General features: G+C 51.3%; 18 protein-coding genes and 1 pseudogene. 10 read left to right on the top strand and 9 right to left on the bottom strand.

All coding sequences use genetic code 11. From position 1 onward, the window contains the following. Positions 1 to 144 precede the first annotated feature (144 nt). Both RHH81_RS00080 and RHH81_RS00085 read right to left on the bottom strand, forming a co-directional pair. Positions 145 to 918, bottom strand: a complete 774-nt coding sequence (locus tag RHH81_RS00080; RefSeq protein ID WP_310743169.1) for a PH domain-containing protein — start codon at positions 916 to 918, stop codon at positions 145 to 147. 9 nt (positions 919 to 927) lie between these two features. Then, complete coding sequence (locus RHH81_RS00085; protein ID WP_399378787.1) at positions 928 to 1,980, bottom strand: PstS family phosphate ABC transporter substrate-binding protein; 1,053 nt, start codon at positions 1,978 to 1,980, stop codon at positions 928 to 930. Between the two features lie 749 nt (positions 1,981 to 2,729). Here RHH81_RS00085 and pstS point away from each other — a divergent pair. The 4 genes from pstS to pstB all read left to right on the top strand — a co-directional run bounded on the left by pstS (position 2,730) and on the right by pstB (position 6,569). Further along, positions 2,730 to 3,776 (top strand): phosphate ABC transporter substrate-binding protein PstS, encoded by a 1,047-nt coding sequence (gene pstS / locus RHH81_RS00090; protein WP_310743170.1) that lies wholly within the window; start codon positions 2,730 to 2,732, stop codon positions 3,774 to 3,776. Positions 3,777 to 3,881: 105 nt separating this feature from the next. After that, on the top strand, positions 3,882 to 4,850 hold the full coding sequence (pstC, locus tag RHH81_RS00095; RefSeq protein WP_206200544.1) for a phosphate ABC transporter permease subunit PstC: 969 nt from the start codon (positions 3,882 to 3,884) through the stop codon (positions 4,848 to 4,850). A gap of 8 nt (positions 4,851 to 4,858) precedes the next feature. Then, a complete protein-coding gene (pstA, locus tag RHH81_RS00100; protein ID WP_302678519.1) occupies positions 4,859 to 5,746 on the top strand; it encodes a phosphate ABC transporter permease PstA in 888 nt (295 codons plus the stop codon). Positions 5,747 to 5,768: 22 nt separating this feature from the next. Further along, positions 5,769 to 6,569 carry a phosphate ABC transporter ATP-binding protein PstB gene (gene pstB, locus RHH81_RS00105; RefSeq protein ID WP_206200546.1) on the top strand — a complete coding sequence of 267 codons (801 nt, stop codon included), beginning with the start codon at positions 5,769 to 5,771 and terminating at the stop codon, positions 6,567 to 6,569. Positions 6,570 to 6,572: 3 nt separating this feature from the next. On the opposite strand, the gene gatA is transcribed toward pstB, so the two are convergent. After that, positions 6,573 to 8,021 carry an Asp-tRNA(Asn)/Glu-tRNA(Gln) amidotransferase subunit GatA gene (gatA, locus tag RHH81_RS00110; RefSeq protein WP_310743171.1) on the bottom strand — a complete coding sequence of 483 codons (1,449 nt, stop codon included), beginning with the start codon at positions 8,019 to 8,021 and terminating at the stop codon, positions 6,573 to 6,575. 203 nt (positions 8,022 to 8,224) lie between these two features. On the opposite strand from gatA, the gene RHH81_RS00115 reads away from it, so the two are divergent. From RHH81_RS00115 to RHH81_RS00130, 4 genes are all read left to right on the top strand, one after another. Then, complete coding sequence (locus RHH81_RS00115; RefSeq protein ID WP_206200548.1) at positions 8,225 to 8,608, top strand: hypothetical protein; 384 nt, start codon at positions 8,225 to 8,227, stop codon at positions 8,606 to 8,608. Beyond that, a complete protein-coding gene (locus RHH81_RS00120) occupies positions 8,605 to 10,155 on the top strand; it encodes a DUF697 domain-containing protein (protein WP_206200549.1) in 1,551 nt (516 codons plus the stop codon). The genes RHH81_RS00115 and RHH81_RS00120 overlap by 4 nt, the downstream gene beginning before the upstream one ends. A gap of 79 nt (positions 10,156 to 10,234) precedes the next feature. Then, a complete protein-coding gene (locus RHH81_RS00125; protein ID WP_206200550.1) occupies positions 10,235 to 11,710 on the top strand; it encodes a hypothetical protein in 1,476 nt (491 codons plus the stop codon). Positions 11,711 to 11,751: 41 nt separating this feature from the next. Then, on the top strand, positions 11,752 to 12,495 hold the full coding sequence (locus tag RHH81_RS00130; protein WP_310743172.1) for a hypothetical protein: 744 nt from the start codon (positions 11,752 to 11,754) through the stop codon (positions 12,493 to 12,495). Here RHH81_RS00130 and RHH81_RS00135 read toward each other — a convergent pair. The 5 genes and pseudogenes from RHH81_RS00135 to RHH81_RS00155 form a co-directional block, all read right to left on the bottom strand. Next, positions 12,492 to 13,634 (bottom strand): GNAT family N-acetyltransferase, encoded by a 1,143-nt coding sequence (locus RHH81_RS00135; RefSeq protein ID WP_206200552.1) that lies wholly within the window; start codon positions 13,632 to 13,634, stop codon positions 12,492 to 12,494. The genes RHH81_RS00130 and RHH81_RS00135 overlap by 4 nt on opposite strands. Positions 13,635 to 13,739: 105 nt before the next feature. After that, entirely contained in the window at positions 13,740 to 14,036 is a 297-nt protein-coding gene (petF1, locus tag RHH81_RS00140; RefSeq protein ID WP_011056851.1) for a ferredoxin PetF1, read from the bottom strand. Between the two features lie 198 nt (positions 14,037 to 14,234). Beyond that, entirely contained in the window at positions 14,235 to 17,615 is a 3,381-nt protein-coding gene (locus tag RHH81_RS00145) for a glycosyltransferase (protein ID WP_310743173.1), read from the bottom strand. A 170-nt stretch (positions 17,616 to 17,785) separates the two neighbouring features. Beyond that, a pseudogene (locus RHH81_RS00150) lies at positions 17,786 to 17,890 on the bottom strand (IS630 family transposase); the annotation flags it as partial. Between the two features lie 108 nt (positions 17,891 to 17,998). Then, positions 17,999 to 18,451 (bottom strand): type IV pilin-like G/H family protein, encoded by a 453-nt coding sequence (locus RHH81_RS00155; protein WP_310743174.1) that lies wholly within the window; start codon positions 18,449 to 18,451, stop codon positions 17,999 to 18,001. 235 nt (positions 18,452 to 18,686) lie between these two features. Here RHH81_RS00155 and RHH81_RS00160 point away from each other — a divergent pair, with 235 nt between their 5' ends. Next, entirely contained in the window at positions 18,687 to 18,965 is a 279-nt protein-coding gene (locus tag RHH81_RS00160) for a hypothetical protein (RefSeq protein WP_310743175.1), read from the top strand. Positions 18,966 to 19,071: 106 nt separating this feature from the next. Here the strand turns inward: RHH81_RS00160 and psaC are convergent, their stop codons facing one another. Then, positions 19,072 to 19,317 (bottom strand): photosystem I iron-sulfur center protein PsaC, encoded by a 246-nt coding sequence (gene psaC / locus RHH81_RS00165; protein WP_011056855.1) that lies wholly within the window; start codon positions 19,315 to 19,317, stop codon positions 19,072 to 19,074. A gap of 314 nt (positions 19,318 to 19,631) precedes the next feature. Here psaC and RHH81_RS00170 point away from each other — a divergent pair, with 314 nt between their 5' ends. Beyond that, entirely contained in the window at positions 19,632 to 20,051 is a 420-nt protein-coding gene (locus tag RHH81_RS00170; RefSeq protein ID WP_206200556.1) for a DUF4168 domain-containing protein, read from the top strand. The last annotated feature ends 1 nt before the right edge of the window (position 20,052 follow it).

Raw genomic sequence — 20,052 nt, forward strand, 5'->3', positions numbered from 1 at the left:
CAGGGCTAGCGATCGCTCGCGTCAACAACCGCTAACAAATTCTAATTTGCTGTTCTCAGATAAAATTTCTATCCCTGCTGAGGGAAATTTCTTGCTTCTAGCCTAGCTAATTTATCACCGTTCCGCCGTACCCGTTACGTTTGATCACGAACGATCACGAAACGCCCGAATCGTGGCTTGCAGTGCCTGAGTGCCCCTGACATCACTGCTGTAATAAAACCGCAGGGGAATTACCTGCCCATTCTGTAATTCCAAGGCCAAACGAGCTGATACTCTGCCCTTCTTACCACGGGAGAGCTGTACGACGACATCCTTGAGGTCATGCCAAGGGAAGGTTTTCTTTTCTGTCCTGAGAAGACTGCTATATTGCAGCGATACCACGCCTGCACTTTTATCAAAAACCAGCACCAGCACCTTGGCTCCGATAAAGATTAGGGGTAAGCCTAGACCCCAGCCAATAGCTAAGATCAAAAACCCCCACCAGTGGTTGTCTTCCACTAATGTTAAAGGGGGATGTTGCGGCTGCTGCAAAAAGCGACGGATGCGTTCGGCAACGGCTTCCCGATTCTGGCGATCGCGGGTAAATTCACCAAAGGCAATAGAACCCGCGGCGGTTTGTAGGTGCACCTGATAGACACGGTAGCGTCGTCCGCGACTAGAGCGCCACTGCTCGATAATGCCCACCCCTTGGAGCCGATTCAGGGGAATTTGGGTGATCTGTACCCCCGTTGCCCCAGAGCGCACCCAGCGACAGCGACTATCAATAACGCGAACCTCATGGCGGCACACCAGCTCATAGCGGGCTGCAAACCAAATCGGTACAGCAGCACCAACACAGAATATCAGACCTGCCAGCCACACCCCCCAAGGGCGACTGCGCAAAATCAGCCGCTGCTGAGACTTCTCGATAATTTCCATGCCCCTATTCTAGGGGGTCGGATTATTGGCATGGACCTCTTGGAAAATCACCTGACGCCGCAGCACCTCTTCAATCGTCACATCAGGTTCAGGCACCCCCTTGAAGGCAGTCCCCACCTCTAGGCGAATAAACTGAATGCCTGCCAAGCGATAGCCTTCGGGCGTAAGGGGAACATACCCGACCTTGGGAACGACCGTCGGTGCCTGCTGGATGTAATACTCAACAAACTGTCGCAGCAGGGGCTTGTCTTGGGCATATTTGGCATTGACATAGAGGAAGAGGGGGCGCGAGAGGGGCTGGTATGTACTGTTTTGCACCGTTTCCACTGAAGGCGGAATTGCCCCTCGGCCATCATTGACGGGCACAGCTCGTAGCCGATTCTGGTTGGCCATGTAGTAAGCATAGGGAAGGTAACCAAGGGCATTCACATCCCCGGCAATACCCGCTACGATTTCGTTATCGTCTTCGCTGGCTTTGTAGTCGGTGCGAGAGCCGCGCTGATTGCCAAGAATCGCCTCGTTGAAATAATCAAAGGTGCCTGAATCTTGACCTGGTCCCCAGAGCACAATGGGTGCATTGGGAAAGTCGGGACGTAATTGGTTCCAGCGAGTGAGCTTTTGCTCCGCCGCTTTTTCCCAGAGTTTTTTCAGCTCAGCCACAGAAATTTCCTTGAGCCAAGTATTTTGGGGATGGACAGCGATCGTCAGCGCGTCAAAGGCAATGGGCAATTCAATAAAGGGGACACCATTGGCAATGCACTCGTTCATTTCAGTAATGAGGATCGGGCGAGAGGCGTCACTAATATCCGTTTTGCCGCTACAAAAGGCGCGAAAGCCAGCAGATGTCCCTGAAAAAGCAACGGCAATATCGGCCTCTTGACCATTGGGCGTGGTCTTAAACCCTTCGGCGATCGCCCTGGAAATGGGATAAACCGTGCTCGATCCATCCACCCGAATCACCTTGAGCATTGGGTCATTAGATGCCGCCTCCATTGTGCAGCCCACAAAGATGATGGCCAAAAGGGGTAAAACGCCGCGCCTCAATTGCTGAAACTGCATCACTCAAGCCTCACTCTAAAAATGACGGATATTGCATCAATTAGAAAATTGGTGAATTCAACTATTTCCCCACTAAAACAAAATCACTAAAAACGATGAATAACTTGCCAAAACTATTTATAAATAAAACTTCAAAGATGAGTTATTAATATAAATCCTTCTAAAGTTAGTAACTTGAATTCAAAGAATTGAGACTTAAAAAGTCTTATCTTAAGGTATTTCGTTAGCCCTTCTCCCTAGAGAAAGTATTGTTGAGAACACCCTAGCGATAATCTTAGGCTGCCTTTGGTCTCAGGAACCTAGAGATTAAGAAAATTTTTATAAATTGCTTCCTTGAAAGTATTCCTCACTACACCCAGCGGAAAACTAAGTTTAGACTGCCCTACCCAAGCTTTGGTTCAGATCGACAGAGACTGCACAATAATAAAAAAACTTAATTAACAGATGGAGTCGTTCTTAACCTAACCTTTACATCGTTCCCGTATTATCGCCCTAGCTTGTCTTTGAGTCGCGATAGATTTGTCGTTGCTATCGAGCAAGCTGTCATACAGCCCTTGTTCTAAAAACTATGGAGCACATGAACGGGGATGAGAGCCTCGTGCCTGCTGTCAGCGCACAATCGTTCTAACTGTTTGGAGCAGTCTCAATCCTCACGAGAGGGGCTGTAACTACTGATGCATCAATGCATTCGTTCATTGTCCTTACTTGCGATCGCGCTTATGATCTTCAAACTCAGAAAATCTCGAATTCTCATGATCCTCTCCGCTATTATTACCGCTGGCATCGTTGTTGCTTGCGGTCCTCAAGGAGGGGGTGGCTCAAATCAAGCGGGCGAGCCGATAAATATTAATGGTGCCGGCGCCAGTTTTCCTGCCCCCCTTTACCAAAACTGGTTCAAAACCTACGCCCAGCAGGTTGATCCCAACGTCCAAATCAGTTATCAATCCGTTGGCAGTGGTGCTGGTTTGGAGCAGTATATTAACGGCACAGTGGATTTTGCTGGTTCCGATGCACCGATAGCCGGCGATCGCCTGAAGTCCTTTCAGGAAAGATACAAGGCTGACCCCATCCAAGTTCCCATGGTCGGTGGTGCCGTTGTCTTTGCCTATAACCTGCCCGGTGTGGATGAACTGAAATTACCGCGGGCGGTCTATTGCGACATCGTCATGGGCAAAATTACCCGCTGGAATGATCCCAAGCTGGTTGCTGCAAATGAGGGTAAAACGCTTCCCGATAAACCAATTACCTTTGCCCACCGCTCTGACGGCAGTGGCACCACATTTATTTTCACAAACCACATCAACACCGTGTGTCCTGGCTGGCCGGCAGGGGTTGGCACCTCCGTCAATTGGCCTGTGGGTGTTGGTGGCCAAGGCAATGAAGGCGTGGCTGCCCAAATTCAGCAAAACGAAGGCACCATTGGCTACGTCGAGTATGCCTATGCCAAACTCAACAACTTGCCCCGCGCCCTACTGGAAAACAAGGCAGGTAACTTCGTCTATCCTTCCCCGGAAGCTGCCTCCAAAGCCTTTGAGGGCGCTGACGTTCCCGAAGATTTTGCATTGCTAGTGCCGGATCCCGAAAATCCCGAAGCCTTTCCCATCGCTGGCTTGACATGGATCTTGGTGTACCCTGAGTACCAAGATGGCAGAAAATGGCAAGCCCTTGAAAATGTGCTGCTTTGGGCACTGGGCAATGAGGGCAAAAGCATTGCCGAACAACTGGACTATGTTCCCATGCCTGACGACATCGTCGCGCGAGTCAAGGCAACCCTCGATAAGGTGAAAGTCACAGGCTAAATCATGCAACCGCAGGGGGAGTGTTTCCCCCTCGCAATCCCCTAGGATGAAAAAGAGCCAGTTATGGCAATTGAGGCAACTGATCAATATTACCCGTGAAACCCTATGGCTGTTACCAGCACTCCCCCTGAATCACCGGATTTGGCTGCGATTGAGGCACGGAAAAACCTCCGCTACTACCTCGATCAATCCTTCTACTATCTGACAATGGTCTTTGCCTTGGCGGTGGCTGTTGCCCTGCTCTGGATTGTGATTCAAATTGGCCTTGCGGCTATACCTGCAATTACACGATTTGGTCTGCGCTTTCTGGCTAGCACCACATGGGATCCGGTGCAAAATATCTACGGCATCCTACCCCAAATCTACGGTACCCTTGTTAGTGCCCTCATTGCCCTACTGGTGGCAGTTCCCCTAGGACTGGGTATTGCCGTCTTTCTCAGTGAGGACTTTCTACCTACGTACATTCGTACCCCAATTGCATTTGCGATTGAGCTATTAGCTGCCATTCCTAGTGTGGTCATTGGCCTGTGGGGCATCTTTGTGCTGATTCCCTTTTTGCGGCCATTTTACAATTTCCTGCACGAGTACCTCGGCTGGATTCCTCTCTTTGGTACCAGTCCTCGCGGTAACAGCATCCTCACCTTAGGTCTAGTGCTGGCGTTCATGATTTTGCCCCTGATCACCTCCATTTCACGGGAAACGCTGGTTTCTTTGCCTCCTTACTTACGCCAAGGAGCAATGGCTCTAGGCGCCACCCGCTGGGAGACGATTTTGCGGGTGCTCATTCCTGCTGGCTTCTCTGGAATTGTGGGTTCGATTATGTTGGCTCTCGGTCGGGCGATGGGGGAAACGATGGCCGCAGCTATGCTCGTGGGCAATACCAACCGCATCAGCCTCTCAATCCTTGAGCCGGGTTCGACGATCGCGTCATTGATTGCCTCCCAGTTTGGGGAAGCAGGGCGAGAGCAAGTGGCTGCACTGCTGTATGCCGGTTTAGTGCTCATGATCCTGACACTGCTGGTCAATATCTTGGCAGAAATCATTATTAAGAAGTTTCAAAACGTTGAGCGATAGGTTGCACCATGACAGAGATCAGTAACCGCCTTTCTACCGCAGAGATTCAACTAGGCAAGGTCTGGACTTCGGCACGAAACCTCTTTGGTCTGTTGATGACAGGTGTGACGGGACTGTTTGCTGTCATTGCGGTGATTCCCTTGGCAGCCATTGTCATCAATGTGGCGTCCCAAGGACTGCCTCGGATTAACTTAGATCTGTTTACAAAACTGCCACCGCCGCCGGGTTTGAGTGGGGGGGGCTTGGGAAATGCGATCGTTGGTACGTTAATCGTGCTCGCTGTTGCCATGGCGATTAGTGTTCCCATTGGCGTTTTGGGCGCTGTGTGGCTGTCCGAATTTGGGCGGGGGAGCAAAATCGCCTATTGGGTGCGGTTTTCGGCAAACGTTCTCAGTGGGGTGCCCGCTATCATTGCGGGTTTGTTTTCCTATACGATTGTGGTCATGACGATGGGCACCTTTAGTGCCTTTGCCGGTGGGGTGGCTCTGGCAGTGGTCATGCTGCCCATTGTGATGCGAACCACAGAGGAAGGCTTGGTGCTGGTACCTGAGGAGGTTCGTCTGGCAGCATTGGGATTGGGTGCCACTCGTTTTGAGACGGTAACGCGAGTTGTTCTCCCTGCGGCGTTGCCCTCTATTGCTACTGCGGTAACTCTAGCGGTGGCGCGGGCAGGGGGTGAAGCGGCACCTCTCCTCTTTACGGCTCTGAATAATAATTTCTGGTCAACGGATTTGTTTCGCCCCATTTCCACGCTTTCGGTACAGGTTTATTTCTTTGCCATCATTCCCTACAAACCCCAGCAGGAACTGGCATGGGCAGGCGCGTTGGTGTTGCTGAGCATCATTTTGATCGTCAGTATTGGCTCCCGCTTACTCACTCGTAAGAAACGCTACTAAAGACTTAAAAGGTAACTGTTCTATGACAACTTACCCTAAACCTACTCCTAAAGTGGTTTTCCAAGTGCAGAACGCCTCGATTTTTTATGGCTCATTTCGGGCAGTACGGGATGTGACGATGGACATCTATGCCAATGAAGTAACGGCTCTCATTGGCCCATCGGGTTGTGGCAAGAGCACGCTGCTGCGCTGTTTTAACCGCATGAATGATCTGGTGCCGGGTGCTCGGGTAGAGGGCAAGATTACCTACCACGGCAAGGATCTGTACGCCAAGGAGGTGGATCCCGTGGAGGTGCGGCGGCGTATTGGCATGGTGTTCCAAAAGCCTAATCCCTTTCCCAAGTCAATTTATGACAATGTGGCCTTTGGAGCGCGGGTCAATAAGTATAAGGGGGATTTGGGTGAGCTAGTGGAAACTGCCCTACGGCAGGCGGCTCTTTGGGATGAGGTGAAGGACAAGCTCAAAGAAAATGGTCTGTCGCTCTCTGGCGGACAACAGCAACGGCTATGTATTGCGCGGGCGATCGCCACCAAGCCCGAGGTCATCCTCATGGATGAACCCTGTTCTGCCCTTGACCCCATTTCTACCCTCAAGGTGGAAGAACTGATCCATGAATTGAAGCAGAACTACACGATTGTGATCGTGACCCACAATATGCAACAGGCGACTCGGGTGAGCGATCGCACTGCCTTCTTTAATGCCGAGGCTACAGAACGGGGCAACCGGGTAGGCTACCTCGTTGAGTATGACTATACTAGCATTGTCTTCAATAACCCCAAAGAGCAAGCCACGATGGATTATGTCAGTGGCCGTTTCGGCTAAGGTCTAAAGCGGCGGTTGCTGCTGGTGCCAAGGGGTCGCCTGTTCATAGGCATAGGCAACGTGAAATAGGGTCTCTTCCCGTAGGACGTTGCCAATCAATTGCAGACCAATGGGCAGCCCGTTGCTGTCAAAGCCACAGGGGAGGCTCAATGCGGGTAAGCCAGCAAGGTTCACGGGAATGGTCATCAGATCTGACAGGTACATACTCAGGGGGTCGGCGGTTTTCTCCCCAGCTTTGAAGGCAGTGGTGGGAGCTGTGGGGCAGACCAAAACATCCACCTGTGCAAAGGCTTGGGCAAAGTCTTCTTTGATCAGGGTGCGTACCTTTTGTGCCCGTAGGTAGTAAGCATCATAGTAGCCAGCGGAAAGGGCGTAGGTGCCAATTATGATCCGTCGCTTCACCTCAGCCCCAAAGCCTTGGGCGCGGGTTTTCATGTACATTTCAAGGAGATCGCTGGCTCCTTCAGCGCGAAAACCAAAGTTCACGCCATCATAGCGGGCTAGGTTTGCCGAGGCTTCCGAAGGGGCAATAATGTAGTAGGTGGGCAGGCCGTAGGCAAAGCGGGGACAGGAGAGTTCAACAATCGCGGCCCCCAATTCCTCTAGGGTTTTTAGGGCGGCCTCAAGGGCAGATTTCACTTCTGGTTGGATGCCTTCACTCACTGTTTCTTGAATAACGCCAATGCGCATTCCCTTGAGATCGGGTTTGAGGGCTTGGGTGTAGTCGGGAATCGACACGCTGAGACTGGTGGCATCCTTGGGATCATGCCCCGCGATCGCCCCCAAAAGAATCGCAGCATCAGTAACTGTCGGTGCCAAAGGCCCAATTTGATCCAATGACGACGCATAGGCAACAAGGCCATAGCGCGACACCAAACCATAGGTCGGTTTGAGGCCGACCACCCCACAAAAGGCGGCGGGTTGACGAATGGAACCGCCGGTATCGGAACCAAGGGCAGCCGCACATTCCCCGGCGGCAACGGCGGCAGCAGATCCCCCAGAAGACCCCCCAGAGACCCGCTCTGGATGCCAAGGATTGGCGGTGAAACCAAAGGCAGAATTTTCGGTGGAGCTGCCCATGGCAAATTCATCGAGATTGGTTTTGCCCACCATAATCGCGCCAGCGGCCTGCAATTTTTGGGTCACGGTGGATTCGTAGGGGGGGACAAAGTGCTCCAGCATCTTAGAGGCACAGGTGGTGCGCACACCGTAGGTGCAAAGGTTATCCTTGATGGCCAAGGGAATCCCTGTGAGCACACCAATCTCTTCACCGGCAGCAATGCGCTCATCTACAGCGGCCGCTTGGGCAAGGGCGCGATCGCCCGTCACGGTTAAGAAGCTATGGAGCGTTGGCTCCACTTGGGCAATGCGATCTAAGTAAGCTTGGGTAATTTCAGTGGCGGAGCGTTCTTTGCGAACGAGTTGACGGTGGAGCTCCTGAATCACTGACATAAATGCAGATTCCCTAGTGACAATGCAACACTGGCGATCGCGGGCATGGCCGCAAACAGGCCAATCTTAAGTTTAGCAATGTGGCTGATCATTTATTGCTCCAGATGCAGCGCTTTGGCACAGGGCTGTCTCTGAATCAATCAGCGATATATTAGGAATCAAGAAGCCCTGACGACGGTGCTCATGCCCTTGGGGAGTATTCGATGGAACCGCTCGACCCCGTGGATCGGGAAGCCTTTACCAACCCGACATTGCAGCGATTGTTGTTCTTTGTCTATTTGCTGCCCATTTTTGGCATGATTCCAGCACTGTGGCAGTTGAGTCGCCGGGGGAGCGATCGCCAGACCCGACAAGTGAGCCGCCTCGCTGTTCTCATTGGTCTCATTTGGCTGTTGGGCTATGGCCTGCTGAATGGGGCGGTCAGTGTGAGTGAAGCCCAGTCTCTGCATCATGGCCTATTACTCTTTCTCAATAGTCTCTGGGGATCCGCCTATTTTCTGGTGAACTTGGGGCTGATGGTACAGTTGTGGCGGGGGCGATCGCTGCAATTGCCCTTCCTACAACGTCTGATGAAATACCTGCCATGACCCCTAGGCGTTGGTTTTGGCCCCTATTGGGATTCAGCGCCATTCTGGTGCTCATCCTCTGGTTGATATCGGCACTCACGTGGCTCTATGTACAGGTGGCCTTTACTGCCCCCTTTTTGGCCAATCTCTTGGTGCTGATTTTCATTGGTCTATTGGGGGGGTTGCTCTATACCTTCTTTCGTTACCTGTACTTACTTGAGCGCAAGGGCAAGCCCGCCACCGCTACGCCCCAAGCCCCCCTCGATAAAACGGAGGCCGCCGCTGAAAACCTCAAAGCCCTACGGCAGCAACTGAGTCAAATTGAAGATGAGGTGGCACGGCAAGCACTGTTGGCACGGGCACGGGAGCTGGCGGAGGATTTTTACCGCCAAGAATTGCGCATTGTGGTCTTTGGCACCGGTTCGGCGGGTAAAACCTCTCTTGTCAATGCCCTCATGGGGGAGATGGTGGGGGAAGTGGCACCAACAATGGGCACGACGGCGGTGGGGCAAACCTATCGTTTTTGGCTACCTAATACAGAGCGGGAAATTCTGATTACCGATACCCCCGGCATTTTGGAGGCGGGTGTGGCTGGAACCTACCGGGAACAATTAGCGCGACAACTGGCCGCCGAAGCAGACTTACTCCTTTTTGTGCTCGATGATGACCTGCGCCAGTCGGAATATACCCCCTTGGTCAACTTGGTGGAAATGGGCAAGCGATCGCTCTTGGTCCTCAATAAAATTGACTTGCGCTCCGAGGCCGATCAACTGGCTCTTTTGCGCCATCTACGGCAGCGGGTTAAGGGGTTGATTCCACCCCAAGATGTGGTGGGTATTGCCGCCCGTCCCCAACCGATTCGCCTCGACACAGGAGAGTGGTTAGAACCCGAACCCCATATTTGGCCATTGATTCGGCGGCTGAGTGCTATTCTCCGCGAGGAAGGGGATGACCTCGTGGCAGATAATATCCTCTTGCAGTCGCAACGCCTAGGGGAGCAGGCTCGCAAAATCATTGATCAGCAACGGCGCCGCCAAGCCGATAAGGTAGTGGAGCGCTACCAGTGGATCAGTGCGGGTGTGGTCTGTGTCACGCCGATTCCCGGCGTAGATCTACTGGCTGCCGCCGCCGTGAATGCGCAAATGGTGATGGAAATTGGCAAGGTCTATGGCTGTGACCTGAATCGCGATCGCGCCCGCGAGCTAGCTCTTTCCCTAGGCAAAACCCTGGCCAGCTTGGGCATTGTTAAGGGAGCCATGAATCTCGTCGGTACGGCCTTGCAATTGAGCATGGGGGGGCTGGTGGTGGGCAAAGCCGTCCAAGGAATTACAGCCGCCTATCTCACTCGGATTGCGGGCAAAAGTTTTATGGAATATTTTCGCCACAACCAAGACTGGGGCGATGGTGGCATCAGTGAAGTAGTTCAACAGCAATTTGAACTCAATCGCCGCGATGAATTTATTCGCTCCTTTGTGCAGCAGGCGATCGCCCGCTTACCGTCGCAACTTGGCACCATGATGCCTGAAGCAATGAAAACACCCTTATCCCATGAGGAAGAGCTGCCTTAAGGTATTCTTAGGATTCCCCCAAGGGTCTTAGCAAAAACCGCTACTATGTTCAGTAACTATTTTATGTTACCGATTTCGGATGAGTCTCTCGACCCGCAGTCCCGATCTTGAGGTGGAACAACTGCCGCAGTTATTGCAGGCAGCTCGGTCTCGTTATTTGGCCGGGGAGCGATCGCCCGCCGTCATCAAGCCCCTCTCTCAAGTCCTGCAAGCGGTTCTAGAGCGCAACATTGATAGCCATCTCAGCCAACGAGGGGGGTATCTCCAACGCTTAGTGGAAGCCTATTTTCGCCTTTTTCCCCGCTGCTTAGAACATCTCAGTCGCGAACAACTGCAGCAGCAGGCTGTTCACAAAACTGTGCTGCGCATAGTGCAAATTCCTGCCACCATCATTCAGGATGAGTACGATCGCCTCAATCGTGGCCAGTACAATCAACCCCTAAAGCAACTGGTGCTTGCCTTTAGTCGCCCAGCCCTAGCCAACCGTAATCCCTCTCCCGAATTGACAGAGGCCGAGTGTTTCCTTGCCTTCTTTATCCAGTGCCTACGTCAAGAACTCGGCGCAACGGTTCTCCTATCCCCCCAGTTTCGCCAAGAGTACCGCGATCTCCTGCGCACGGTGTGTCTGGGGAGTTCTGATCCCGAGCAATGCCAAAGTAACCTCACGGGCTGGCTCTGGGAAGCAATGAAGTCCTTTGACCCCCTCAAGCCTTTTGGTGCCACTGGTCATGGTCGTCCCACCTTTGAAGCATGGGTGCGCACGGTCATCAACAATAAACTGGCGGATGAAAAACGCAAACTCCTCAAGCGCGAGGCCGATGAACTACTCTTTTATGACAACCGTGCCCTGCAAGTCTTTCAAGATCGTTATCAAGCAGCGCCCCCTGAGGTACAACGGGAGATTGATCCCAAAGCCTGCGCTCAGTTGATTACGATTGTCCAAACGGAAATTACCGATCCCCGTATCCGTGCTTCGACGGCTCGCTTGCGCCAGCACATTGCCCAACTCTTGGGCTGGACGATCGAGTACACCCGCGACATTCATCAACAGGTGCGGCGTATTCTTGGACGTTATGTGCAGTCCACTCGCTCTCTGAACATTTGCTCCACCGACAGCAACCAAGAATGGATTGACAACTATCCCGATACCCGCACACTGCCAACCAGCAATGGCCAAGGGGTGGAGTGCATAGTGGAGTTTCTCAATGATCCGCAGACGCCGACATGGGTCAGGGATTGGTGTGAGCGTCGCCGTACCCAAGCCGAAATTGCCCGCGAACTCTTTGTCAGCCAACCCACGATTTCTCGCTGCCTCGGTCGTGAATACCGCCTGTGGCTCTACCGTAAATTCTTTCAAGATCCCCAGATTCCGCAATGGATGAGGCGATGGTATGAAACCCAATCAATCCCCAGCCCCCACCAACGACGGCAAACCCGCCGCGAAATTCATCCTGACTATGCCCGTGGTCTGTGCACAGCAAAACAAATTGATGAGCAAATAGAGGCCAAACTTGCGCAGTGGTGTGAGCATAACGATATTTACTACCTTCCCTAGGCAGCCTCGCTTTTTCGTACTTGGTTTGGATGACGACGGCTATGACTTCCTTTTTGGCACCGACTGTTCCCATTCGTTCCCTGATATTGGATGCCGCCCATGCGGTGCTTCAGGGATGTCGTCCCAGTCGGCAACGGCAGGTTCTGCCCTATTTGGTTGCCCTCTACGCCTTCATTGACTGGTGGGAAAATGAGGGTGTTCCCAGTAAGCAGGATGATCTGGACGATCTGCCCGATGATCTGACCTTGAGTACCACTTGGTGTGAGCGGCCAGAGGTTCTTGACCTTGTGGACATTGCGGATCTCAACTTGGAAGGGGTGCAGTTATCTATCTATCCTGTCGAGGCGGGAGAGTCTCTGCGGATCCATTGCCCGACATTTTTGGGGGTGATCAACGCCGATTTGGCAGTTGCTGTTGGTTTGGATCGCGATCGCCGTCAGGCACAGATGCTGGGTTTTTGCGATCGCCAGACCCTTCTTGACTACTGGCAACACCATCCAGCGGATGCCCAAGGCTATGGCACCTTTCCCCTAGAGCACCTGCAGCCCATCTTCTACTTGCCTGAGCAAATTAGCTTCCTCAACCCGCTGCCCCGAAGCACACCGCTGGCCACCAAGGGCAATACCTACGGTCAACCCCTCGAAACTCTACCGCAGCTCACCCAGCGCACGGCTGTTGCTGAACCTGAAGGGTTGCCCCTCGACAATGAAACCGCAATCCAACGGCTTTTACAAGCCCTCCAAGGCTACACTGAAACCTCGGAAATTTCCCTCTCCCAAGATTAAGATTGGGCTTCTGGGGGCGATGTGTTTTCGGGTGAGTGCTCGCGGTAGTAGGCCTGTGCTCCCTCTTTGGTATGAATCTGACCGGGTTGAGGACGGCGATGGGTTTGCAGGCCTTGCAGCACTTCTGATAAGGTCAAGCCTTCCGGCAGGGGCGATCGCACTTCCCGCACCTTGTGCCACACCGAGCGCGACATCATTAAACTGCGGCGAACCGGTTCCGCCCAGCTTTCAAGGTAGGCTTCTCGCTCCCCTTGGTAATCCGTCGAAGACAGCAGTAGAGGTACGGGCGGATAGGCCTGCACCAAGCGAGCAATGTGGGTCAGTACCCCTGGATACAGATTTGTATAGGCAGGATGTACTGTTAAGTCTAGCCAGTGGGGCGTGTGTCCATCTTGGCTGGTATGGAGTGTATAGGAGGCGATCGCCACCTTCCGCTGTGGTTCAAACACATAAGCACGATGCACTTGTACCTGTTGCGACCAACTGGCCAAACCGTGGTGTAGCCAATCCAAAAGACTCGTTTGAAAGTCCCGATAGTGGCGATTAAAGACTTGGCGCACCAGTGCCGGCATCGACATCGTATCCAACTCATGCAGCAACCGTGCATCAGCATTCGTGACCTTCAGCAAATTAGGCAAGCAAGGTGTGCCCTGTGCCAGTTCTGCCAACTGATCCGCTGAAATTTGCCAGTAGGTGAGATGCGCCAAGGGTTGAAAGCCATTTTGGCGGTAGAGGTCTAGTGCTTCACGGTGGTCAATATTGATTTCAACCATCCAAGTACGGGCTTCCACAAGGGTACTAAAACAGTGGCGCAGGAGTTGTGTCCCCACCTCCGTAAACTCTTGGGCGGCCAATTGCTGCACCTGCCATGTGGTGCGACTTTCATTAAAGGGAGCCACCTGCACAACGCCCAACACTTGGTTGTCCCGCTCCGCAACATAAATCCGCAGCTTGCTCATCCCCGTTAGCCACTGCAATAGATGCAGCGGTGAGGTCATCAGGCCACCCGCCAAGGACGGCAGACCAAAGGGTTGATCATGTACCCCTTCATGGCACAGCCGCTGTTCCACCACCTCCACATCCCGATAGGCCAAGGGACGGATAATCAAATCACCAGTGGAGGGCAAGTCGGAAACCATCAGCCGGCACCAATCACTACTTCCATCTTAAGGACTCCAGTCCCAAAATAAAGGGGCGATGCCCAACGACAACCGCCCCAGCAACATAAATTGTGCAAAATCGCCTTAGTAAAGTTCTTCCTCTTGGTTGGTGAGGATTTTGCAGTCAGAACGGGGATAGGCGACACAGGTGAGCACAAAGCCCTTCTCGATTTGGTCATCATCCAAGAAGGATTGATCCGACTGATCCACTTCCCCTTCCAGCAGCTTGCCGGCACAGGTCGAGCAAGCACCAGCACGGCAGGAGAAGGGCAGGTCTAAGCCTTGCTCTTCAGCCACATCCAGAATGTACTCATCTTCGGGCACGTCAATTGTTGTTTCGCTTCCATCAGGACGCACTAGCGTTACTTTGTAGGTTGCCATGAATCTTGTCCTCTCATGTATGGAAAAGGCAGGGAGCCATCACGCTCCAATTTAGATACTAGGGGAAAACCCTAACCTTGATGGTTGGATTCAAGTCCCTCTTTGTATCGTTTTCGTAATTTGAGGCTCCCAAGGTATCTGAAATACTTATAGACATTGAACCCTATGGAGAAAATTAAGCAAACTCGATGACTGGCTCTATTCTCCGACTCGATGGCGCGGGGGCACAACCAACTCCCCTGTCCGATACCGATTCACCATGGCCGTTAGGGCTTGCTCCATCTCACGGCTAAAGCGTTGGGGATTCCACAGGGGGGCATAGCGTTTAGCTTGGCGCAGTTTCCAGCTGACCTGCTGCCGCAGCGCTGGCTCCGTCCCGAAACGAATTCCCCAATTCACATACTCCTCATCATTGAAGGCAATCCCCTCCTCAACGCCGACATTTTTCAGGAAAGTATAGGTGTGCCGTGCCACAAACTGCTGGCCTACCTTTGTAACAATTGGCACCTCCAACCAGAGGGCTTCAAGACTCATTGCTCCCCCAGCATAGGGATAGGTATCCAGCACCACATCCACATCATAGAGATTGGCACGGTGGATCTCTGGCAGATTTGATGTCAAGAAATAGAGTTTGCTTAAATCAAATCCGGCAGCTTCCGCCACACTGCGGCACCACTCCTCAAAAATCGAGCTACTAGCGTGGTACTTGACAATGAGTACAGCATTTGGCACCGCTTCAACAATGGCAAATAGCAGCTTGAGCATTTCGGGTTGAATTTTACTGGCTCGCTGGGCACACAGAAAGATCACCGTATCGGCACTCAGCCCCAATTGATCGCGAATCCCAGTTTTGTTGGCCACCTCATAGCCATCAAGGGAGAGATAACAATCCGGCAGGCGCCACAGGGTTTCTGTGTACCATGCCTGCGCTCCCTCGGGAAGAATATACGGGTCAACAATAAAGTAATCTACTGTTGGCAAGCCAATGGCATCAAAGCCCACCCATGTCGCTTGTACAGGTGCTGGCTTGAGGGTGAGAACTTGATAGGTAAGGTCACTGGTGCAGCTATCTAAGTCAATGAGAAGATCAATTTTATCGTCATAAATCTGCTGAGCAATCTCATTGACTTTTGTGTCACAACTGCGAAAGTAATCGAAACTAGCTTGAAACCAGCGAGAAAGTTGGTCTTCCTTACTGGTACGAAACCATGGATTATAACCATAAAATTCAAACTGCTGGCGATCGTACAACCGAATAAAGGCACGAACCTGATGACCCGCAGGATGCTCGTGAAAACAAGTGCCAATAAATCCAACCTTAATTTTCTCAGTAGATGAACTCTCTATAGAAGAATGTAAAGATCGTTGATGATTAGCATAGTAATTATTGACGGGTAGAAAGTACTGAGCATTTTCATAAAAGACTTTATTACGCCTGTTATAGATTGGTTTAATCTTAGAAGGTTCATCAAATTGATGTGTCAGATGAAAGTAAGAAGAGATAGCATAAAAGATGCTGCCAAAGTCAATTTGTTGACTGCTGATATTCTCTGCAAGAAATTGATTACAGCGATCAGCGTTCTCAAGCCATCTCTTCCACAGATTTGCAACTTCTTCAGAATAATTGAGATCATACTTAAACGTTTGTAGCACGTGCAGTTTAGAAGTGGGGCTGACATCCTCCCCCAAAAGTGTCAGTGGATAATCAAAGAGCTTATTTGCACAGTAAAGTGCCAACTCATGTAACTTGCTCTTAGCACAAATACGAGAAAGAAACTCGTACAATCCCCATTTTTCCTCAGCAATTTTTAGATAAACCTCAGCTAGGGAAGGAGCTAGGTTAGCAGGATGATTATTGAGCATTTCAAACACTGCCTTCTCAAGCGCAGGTTGCAGTGATGGATATTGGCCTAGCGCTTTGATAAACTCAGGCAACCCCTCTAGCTCACTGTTGTCACCCACTAAGTGCTGCACTGTATTAACAACATCATCAGGGTTAATTTCCTCTAAGCCTTCATTTGGTGGCAATAAAGCAGTGAGTTGATGTAACAAGTGAGTAATTTCTTCTGTGCCGAATCGTAATTGAAGTGAGAGGTTAATTAATTTCAACCCTATCTTGAGGTTAGGGGTAAATTCGTAGGCGTAGCTTGTGAGAGCAAATTGCAATTCTAAGGTGTTGCAGGGTAAATTTGCAAGCTCCAATAAGATGGGTGCCCATGTTGCGGTAATTTCTACTTGCTCTTCTTCAGTAAAGTCACTGAGATACGCTGACCACAGCAGCTGTGCCTCTGTCTCCTTGCCCTGAAAAATGTACGTGGCGCCTTGATAGGCAACCCAGTAGTGCTCTGCAGGAAACTGCTCGCTCAATGTCTCGCAGGCAGCTAGTACATCCTCATATCGTCCCTGTTCAAGATAATAGCGAAGTCGCTGCTGCCAGTTGCCCAACATTACCACAGACTCTGTCAACACCTGTTCTAGAAATGCTTCCCATTCGCGGGCACGAACTGACCATGTGCAGTGGCGATTGATGTAGTCCACTTGAGCACGGAGATGGGCATCGAGGGCGGCATGGGCTTGAGGGTCTTTAAACCGTTGAATCACCTGATCAAGCACGCAGCCATAGGCAGCCAGATAGTCCTCGTGGGGAAGAGGGATGAGGTCAGCAAAGCCCGCTGTTGTTTCAGGGAGTGCCCCTAGTTCACTAGTAATGACGTAGCAACCACTGGCCATGGCCTCCATTGCGGCAATGCAGGAGGTTTCAGCAAAGGCATTCGTATAAGCCCAAATGGCAGTGGATTTAAGGGCTTGAGCTAGTTCTGGTTGGGGGAGTGAGCCAATATAATTAACATTGGCCAAGTCATGGCAGCGTTGGTAAAGGTTCCCATACCGCTGTTGATCCTCAGCCTCGCTGGCTTGATAAACCTTCATGCTGGAATAAACATTGAGACGTACTGCGGGATGGCTCGCCTGCAGCGAAGGCATGAGATCAAGAAGTAGATGCAAACCGCGAAAGGGGGTACTCGTATAGGCCAGCGTCAAGGGTTGCGCCTTTGCCTTAAGGATAGATTCTGTAGGATCAAAAAGGTTTTCAAAACAAGGGGCAATGGCATTACGCAGGACAGCGGTTTTCTCAACAGGAATCTTGAATACTTCAATATATTGCTCTTGCTGCCATTGACTAATTAAGATAATCCGTTGATAGACCTCTTGATGTTCAGGGGATTGCAAAGATTCAACGGCAGGTTGATCGGCAGCGTGTTGTGTCCATAGTAATAGGGGAGTCTGGGGTGGCAACACTAAACGAAGCTGGTCAGCCGCAGCGGTACTATTCAAAATAATGGCCACATCAGGTTGCAGTTGCTCAAGGAATGGCAGCGTCAGCCAAGCTAGGGGCAGATGGGGAACCTGCCGAATACATTCAATATGCCGTGTGTTATTGAAGAGCCAGACCTCGTGCCCTCGCTGTTGCAATTGCTCCGCCAGATAACACAACGCCGACTGTGACCCCCCTAAGGGAGCTTCATAGGGTGTGTTGAGTGTGTACTGCCAACCAATCCGATCAATAAAGAGAATGCGCATAGGAGCAGAGGGTAACTGACCAGACTAATTTTCTCTTAAGGTAATAGTTTTTGGTGAAAAAAGCCAAGAATACCTCGTTTTAGCTCTAATTTGGTTTGACTGAGTAAAGCCAACTTTGACTTAAAACTTAACTTAAGACTAATATAGCTATTCCAATCAAGAATGAGACATTATCCAGCACAATACTTGCGAATCATCTCATCCATAGAACAGTTTGACCCCGCATACATCCGCGCTTGCTTCAGCGCACTAAAGTCATGCTCAATCACATTCAAAATAAAATCTAGATATAAATAAAAGGCCAAGAATACAGAATTCTTGGCACTTCAGGTTTTATCAGTAAAACTCTGCAAAAAAAACTTAGGCAGTCCTACTGCATTGACCTAAGAGCAGTCAGGAGCATTATTATTGGTGCCTGTCACAATTGTAGAGGTCGTGATACCGCTGCCCACCGTCACACAACCTGTGACCCCTGTCCCTTGGTCGTCAATAGAGGTTGTTTTGGCGATAGCATGTGCCCCAGCACTAGTCGTAATTCCAGGCTCCTGGTATCCATCAGGGACGGAGACACCCAACTTCAGGGTTGTGACATTAGGTGCAAAATTTGTGTTTTCCAAACGATAGGCCTGTTGGGCACGGTTGATGGCACCGATCGTGTTCTTGGCGCTAGAGAGACGAGCTTTAGCCGCCTGGTTGAGCATGGAGGGCAGGGCAATGGCGGCCAAGATACCGATGATGATCACCACCACCAGCAGTTCAATCAGGGTGAAGCCTTCGTTGGCTTTTTTCTTGGCCAGCAGGTGCTGGAGGAATTTTGCTTTCAGTTCGGTTTTCATATTTTTGAGACTCCTTAAGTCAAGACATATTCGCCTCTAGGCATAACATACCCACCCCCTGCAGCAAAATTAACACCCCTGCTAAAAAGTTTCCGATTTTTTCCCCGCTACTACTGGAGTGCCCTCGGTAGGCGTCATTCCCAATCTGCTAAATTTGCGGTAGCTGGCTCGCGTGGTATCTTCGCCTCATGTGCAGTAGGCTAGTCTATAGTTATCAAGCCTGATCAGTCTCTTTATGAATAACCGTGGCAATGGCTTTGGCTGGGGATTTCTTGCAGGTGCCCTTTTTGGGGGCATTACGGGTTCCCTTGTCACGCTTTTAGTCAAGGACAGACTGCGGCAAGCAGCTACGGGTGAATCTAGGCGACTGCGGGGGGATAAAGCCACTCCTCTCAACGGCAGTGATGACAACTTAATGGAGTCGATGCGCCTAGAGCTAGAGGCCAAAATTGCCCAAATTAATGAAGCGGTGGATGACCTGCAAAACCGCCTTAGCAACGAGGATCAGCCTTGAGCGGTAGGTAGAGTACGGCCGCTAAAACAAATAAAAGACTTGAGACGTAGGGATATTGCCTCAAGCCCAATCAAGGATTTACCGAAGGTTTCACGAAAATAGGGGACTAGTAGGCTAGACCCATGCTGCGGGTGGTTTCGGCACCCAAATAGACACGAATGCTCAAAAAGTCCGTCGGACAGGCCGTTTCGCAGCGTTTGCAGCCAACGCAATCTTCTGTGCGGGGGGAAGAGGCAATTTGACCCGCTTTGCAACCATCCCAAGGCACCATTTCCAGCACATCGGTGGGGCAGGCCCGCACACACTGGGTGCAGCCAATGCAGGTATCGTAGATTTTGACAGTGTGAGCCATGTGGTAACCGCTCCTAAAACGATCAGGATGACAGGTGGATGCCCTGCCGCCAACTCAGGAAGCCCCTAAGCTACGACAATAAGGGCAGTCTGGAGATAAATACCGAGATTTAGGATACCGCAGTGGTTGATTGCTGGGTGGGGTGGATGAGCAAACTTCAAAGAATGTAACTTTTTTGTAAAGTCTGGTAAATTTACCTACTGTGGGGTCAATCTTAGTCATTTAATCCGTGGCGCTTGCCTAGGTTGCGGAACTTGAAAGGGTTCTAGGGATTCCAAGTACAGTGTAGTCGGATGCGTTGTGTGTGGTGGTCAATGTCTTGGAAGTGGTTGCCCCTTGCTGTGTGTAGTGCAGGCCTACTGCTGGTGCCTGTGCCTTCACCTCATTCCTTGGCTCAAACTTCCCCGCGCACAGATGCGATCGCTCCGTGGGAGATCATGAACTATGCCCGCGTGGTTCTGGAAATTGAACCCATTCGTCAAAAATACTATCGTCAAGCTCAGGTGGCTTTCCAAGGTCAAGTGCCCCGCAACTCTTGCTTTGGCATGAATCCCCAAAATATCCCCAGTGGCTTGGAGACCATCTGTGCTAACTATGTGCGTGAGGCAATGCAGGTGCTGAGGAAATATAATATGTCTTTAGAGCAATTCAATGCGATTACACTGCGAGCACAGCAGGACAGCGCCTTGAGTCAGCGTATTCAGGCCGAGATGGTGCGATTGCAGCGACCTTGAA

It is taken from the genome of Thermosynechococcus sp. PKX95 (assembly GCF_031583295.1).
In the GTDB taxonomy this organism is placed as follows: Bacteria; Cyanobacteriota; Cyanobacteriia; order Thermosynechococcales; family Thermosynechococcaceae; genus Thermosynechococcus.